8 protein-coding genes are annotated in these 3,650 nt (G+C 45.1%); 6 read left to right on the top strand and 2 right to left on the bottom strand.

The window, feature by feature from the left end; translation table 11 throughout:
- Window positions 1-104 precede the first annotated feature (104 nt).
- The 6 genes from C7B77_RS26165 (at window position 105) to C7B77_RS26135 (ending at window position 2,697) form a co-directional block, all read left to right on the top strand.
- Window positions 105-503 carry a rubredoxin gene (locus C7B77_RS26165; protein WP_106311901.1) on the top strand — a complete coding sequence of 133 codons (399 nt, stop codon included), beginning with the start codon at window positions 105-107 and terminating at the stop codon, window positions 501-503.
- Window positions 504-530: 27 nt separating this feature from the next.
- Window positions 531-1,529, top strand: coding sequence for a photosynthesis system II assembly factor Ycf48 (locus tag C7B77_RS26160; RefSeq protein WP_106311898.1), 999 nt, complete (start codon window positions 531-533; stop codon window positions 1,527-1,529).
- Window positions 1,530-1,806: 277 nt separating this feature from the next.
- The gene (psbE, locus tag C7B77_RS26150) at window positions 1,807-2,061 is read left to right on the top strand and encodes a cytochrome b559 subunit alpha (protein WP_106311892.1); all 255 of its coding nucleotides are present in this window, start codon (window positions 1,807-1,809) and stop codon (window positions 2,059-2,061) included.
- A gap of 198 nt (window positions 2,062-2,259) precedes the next feature.
- Complete coding sequence (psbF, locus tag C7B77_RS26145) at window positions 2,260-2,394, top strand: cytochrome b559 subunit beta (protein WP_015162048.1); 135 nt, start codon at window positions 2,260-2,262, stop codon at window positions 2,392-2,394.
- 16 nt (window positions 2,395-2,410) lie between these two features.
- A complete protein-coding gene (gene psbL / locus C7B77_RS26140; RefSeq protein WP_015162047.1) occupies window positions 2,411-2,530 on the top strand; it encodes a photosystem II reaction center protein PsbL in 120 nt (39 codons plus the stop codon).
- A gap of 47 nt (window positions 2,531-2,577) precedes the next feature.
- Complete coding sequence (locus C7B77_RS26135; RefSeq protein ID WP_106311889.1) at window positions 2,578-2,697, top strand: photosystem II reaction center protein J; 120 nt, start codon at window positions 2,578-2,580, stop codon at window positions 2,695-2,697.
- Window positions 2,698-2,805: 108 nt separating this feature from the next.
- Here C7B77_RS26135 and psaI read toward each other — a convergent pair whose 3' ends face one another.
- Window positions 2,806-2,913: a photosystem I reaction center subunit VIII gene (gene psaI, locus C7B77_RS26130; RefSeq protein WP_015162045.1), complete on the bottom strand. Its 108-nt coding sequence runs from the start codon at window positions 2,911-2,913 to the stop codon at window positions 2,806-2,808.
- A gap of 116 nt (window positions 2,914-3,029) precedes the next feature.
- The coding region (locus C7B77_RS30485; RefSeq protein ID WP_181244042.1) for a hypothetical protein at window positions 3,030-3,650 on the bottom strand (621 nt) is incomplete at its 5' end.

The raw sequence follows: 3,650 nt of genomic DNA, 5'->3' as shown, positions 1-3,650 counted from the left end.
CTCTCTCAGTCTCCTCTCCCAACTCCCTATCAAACTTCGACATAATATGCCAAAATTTGTAACAGTATGTTAATAATTACCTCATATTAAAAAATAAAGTTGTTATGAACGATAGCGATCGAGATATTTCTGGCAGTTCGGAGGATCTAGTACCGCCGACTGGTAGCGCAAGTCCCGAAGTTGCACCGGGAACCACCGATGACGATCGATTTGAATGTCGCGCCTGTGGCTATGTGTACGATCCTAACAAGGGCGATCCCAAAAACAGAATTATTGCGGGTACGCCATTTACAGTACTACCAATGACCTGGAAATGTCCGACCTGCGGTGCCAAAAAAGGTGCATTTACTAACGTTGGTACCACGGCATCTTACGGCTTTAAAGAGAACCAGCGGTATGGACTTGGTGTCAATACCATGAGTCCGGGACAAAAAAGCTTGCTGATTTATGGGGGACTTGGAGTAGCCATCATTATTTTCATCAGCTTATATACATTGAATTAGATACAAACACAAATTACTGTCCGAAACATGAACTTGCTTACAAAAATTCTCAGACAAGCTGCTACACTACTGGCGATCGGCATCTTTTGCGTCAGTTGCAGCCACATTCAGCCATTAACCGCTAGTCCCTGGAAATCAATTCAGCTCCCCACTGAATCTAATATCCAAGACTTGACATTTACTAGCAATCCCCAACATGGTTGGGTAGTCGGTAGCGATGCCGCGCTCTTAGAAACTAACGACGGTGGTAAAACTTGGGAAAATCGCAAGTTAGAACTAGATAGCGATAAGTATCGCTTTACTTCGATTAGTTTTGCTGGCGATGAAGGTTGGATTGTCGGCGAACCCGCGATTCTCTTACACACCAAAGATGCTGGTAAATCTTGGGAACGGATCGCCCTCAGTGCTAAATTGCCAGGAATTCCGGCAACCATTAAGGCACTAGGTGATAACTCGGCAGAAATGACGACCGATATTGGGGCGATTTATGCGACTCAAGATGCAGGTAAAAACTGGAAATCGCTAGTTAGTGGTGCTGTGGGCGTGTTCCGGACGATTAATCGATCGCCTGAAGGAAAATATGTAGCTGTTTCTGCTAAAGGTAACTTTTATTCTACTTGGGCACCAGGTCAAGAATCTTGGGAGCCACACAACCGCAATAGTTCGCGCCGAGTCTCGAATATGGGATTTGCCGATGATGGTCGCTTGTGGATGCTCGCCAGAGGCGGACAACTGCAATTTAGCAGTCCTGGCGAGACCGATAAGTGGGAAGATGAAGTGTTTCCTGGACAGAAGACCAATATTGGTTTGCTAGATCTGGCCTATCGGACGCCAGGAGAAGTCTGGGTTTCTGGTGGCAGTGGCGATTTGCTCGTCAGTACCGATAGTGGTAAAACTTGGCTCAAGGACGAGAACGTCGAAGAGGTACCATCCAATTTCTACAAAATTTTGTTCTTTAGTCCCGATCGCGGTTTTATTATCGGCCAGCGGGGGATCATACTGAAATATCAAGGGGAAGCGGCTTAGGCTTAGGAGTTGGGAGTTGGGAGTTGGGAGTTGGGAGCAGTGGAGACTGGGGGACTGGGAGATTGGGGGACTGGGAGACGGGAAGACTTGGAGCAACAAACACTCCATTACCCATTACCCATTACCCATTACCCATTACCCATTACTCATCTACCCATCTACCCATCCACCCATTTTTTTGCTAATTAAGTTTCTCTCATTTAGCGATCGCATTTCTTTAAGGTTATGATATAAACTGTATCGAGTAAAGATATTTAAAATTGGGAGTACATTAGATATGGCAGGCGGATCGACCGGAGAACGTCCATTTTCGGACATCGTAACCAGTATTCGTTATTGGATCATCCACAGCATCACTATTCCGGCATTGTTTGTTGCTGGCTGGCTGTTTGTTAGCACTGGTCTAGCTTACGATGCGTTTGGCACCCCTCGTCCTGATGAGTATTTCACTCAGACTCGCCAAGAGTTACCGATCGTATCCGATCGATTTGAGTCCAAAGGTCAGCTCGATAAGTTCGTCGAAAAGAAATAAGCGGCTCGGAACCGATCGATTTAAATCTCAGGATTGACTCGCTCGGCTTGTAAGAGCGAAAATATTTACAGATCTAGATAGGCTCGCCTGTTTCGATCGCGAATCGATATTGTCGAGTGTTAATTAATACTCGATCGATAACTAAAAATCGATAACATAACCTCAACCAAAATTTCCTGAATTTTAGGAGCGAAACAAATGACTAGCGGCGGCGGAAATCAGCCCATTTCATATCCAATTTTTACAGTCAGATGGTTGGCTGTCCATACTTTGGGCGTACCAACTGTATTTTTCATTGGCGCAATTGCGGCCATGCAATTCATTCAAAGATAGGATTTAAATTAAAACTATGGAACGTACCCCAAATCCTAACAACCAACCAGTAGAACTCAACCGAGCTTCTCTGTTCTTGGGATTGTTAATGGTATTTACACTTGGAATTCTGTTTACCAGTTACTTCTTTAACTAATTGGTTTAATTTTTGTTGCTGTTGGGATATTTACGGAGAAAAAAACTATGTCTGAACCAGGAAGAATTCCGTTGTGGCTGGTTGCTACTGTCGCTGGTATGGGTGTGATTGTCGTTGTGAGCCTATTTTTCTATGGTTCTTACGCTGGACTCGGCTCGTCGATGTAAGCCAGATGGCGGTAACTCAATCTGAGATCGGTTACCGTCTTCTACCACTATTAAAACCAAAAAGCCGGACATGCGTCCGGCTTTTTGATTTAGATCGGTCTAATCGGACTAAATAGAATCCCGATCGATGTACATGAACAAGAATGCCATGGCGATCGCTGGAAATACTAAGCCGACAGTAGGTACTAAGATTGAAGGTAAGAATGAAGCTGCCATAATCGGAAGTCCTTTGGGTATGGATTGCATCTTCAATCTTATCTGAATTAGTCGATGAAAAAAGCTCACAAATAGTTGATAAAAGTTTGTGAATCTTAATACTGATACGGCGATCGTCAATCGTCGATGACGATTTCTAAATTGGCATGGTAAGGAATCTGTGGACGCTGCGGTCGAGACGTCACGAAACAATCGGCAAGATCGATCTCTAAATCATCAAGGTCTGGAGATGTGGGCATTGGGGTGGAGCTGGTGACAGCGGCTGGAGACGTTGCATTGCTGGTTCCTAATGATTCGCGACGATAGGCAAGCGGTACAGTCGGATATGAAGGCGAATTTACCGATCGAATTGTGGCAGAATCGGAAGTGTTAGCACCGCTAGGAGTCGAGCCGACTGAAGAATCTCGATACCAATCGCTAATCGAGCCTTGCGGACTCATCGTGGCTGCTTCTAATTGCAATTCTTGAGTCAGTTGCTGGTGAAGCCTCTCTCCCGAAGCCTCTAGTGTCGCGATCGGATCTTTATCTCGATCGAACATTTGCAATAACGACAGCTCAGAATCGTGTAAGGGATTGAGATCGAGCGTCATCGTAAAGCCGCTAGATCCGATATGGATATGATGCTTGTCGTAGAGGTTGACTTCACCTAGCAAGAGTGTGACTTTTGGCTCCAGAGGCAATACCAATCGACCGCTAAAAGCAAATATATCCAAATTGGGCGGTAAAGATTGCTCGAT

Origin of the sequence: Chamaesiphon polymorphus CCALA 037, assembly GCF_003003845.1 — a bacterium.
Classification (GTDB): domain Bacteria; phylum Cyanobacteriota; class Cyanobacteriia; order Cyanobacteriales; family Chamaesiphonaceae; genus Chamaesiphon; species Chamaesiphon polymorphus.
This window is presented reverse-complemented; position numbering and strand designations above follow the sequence as displayed.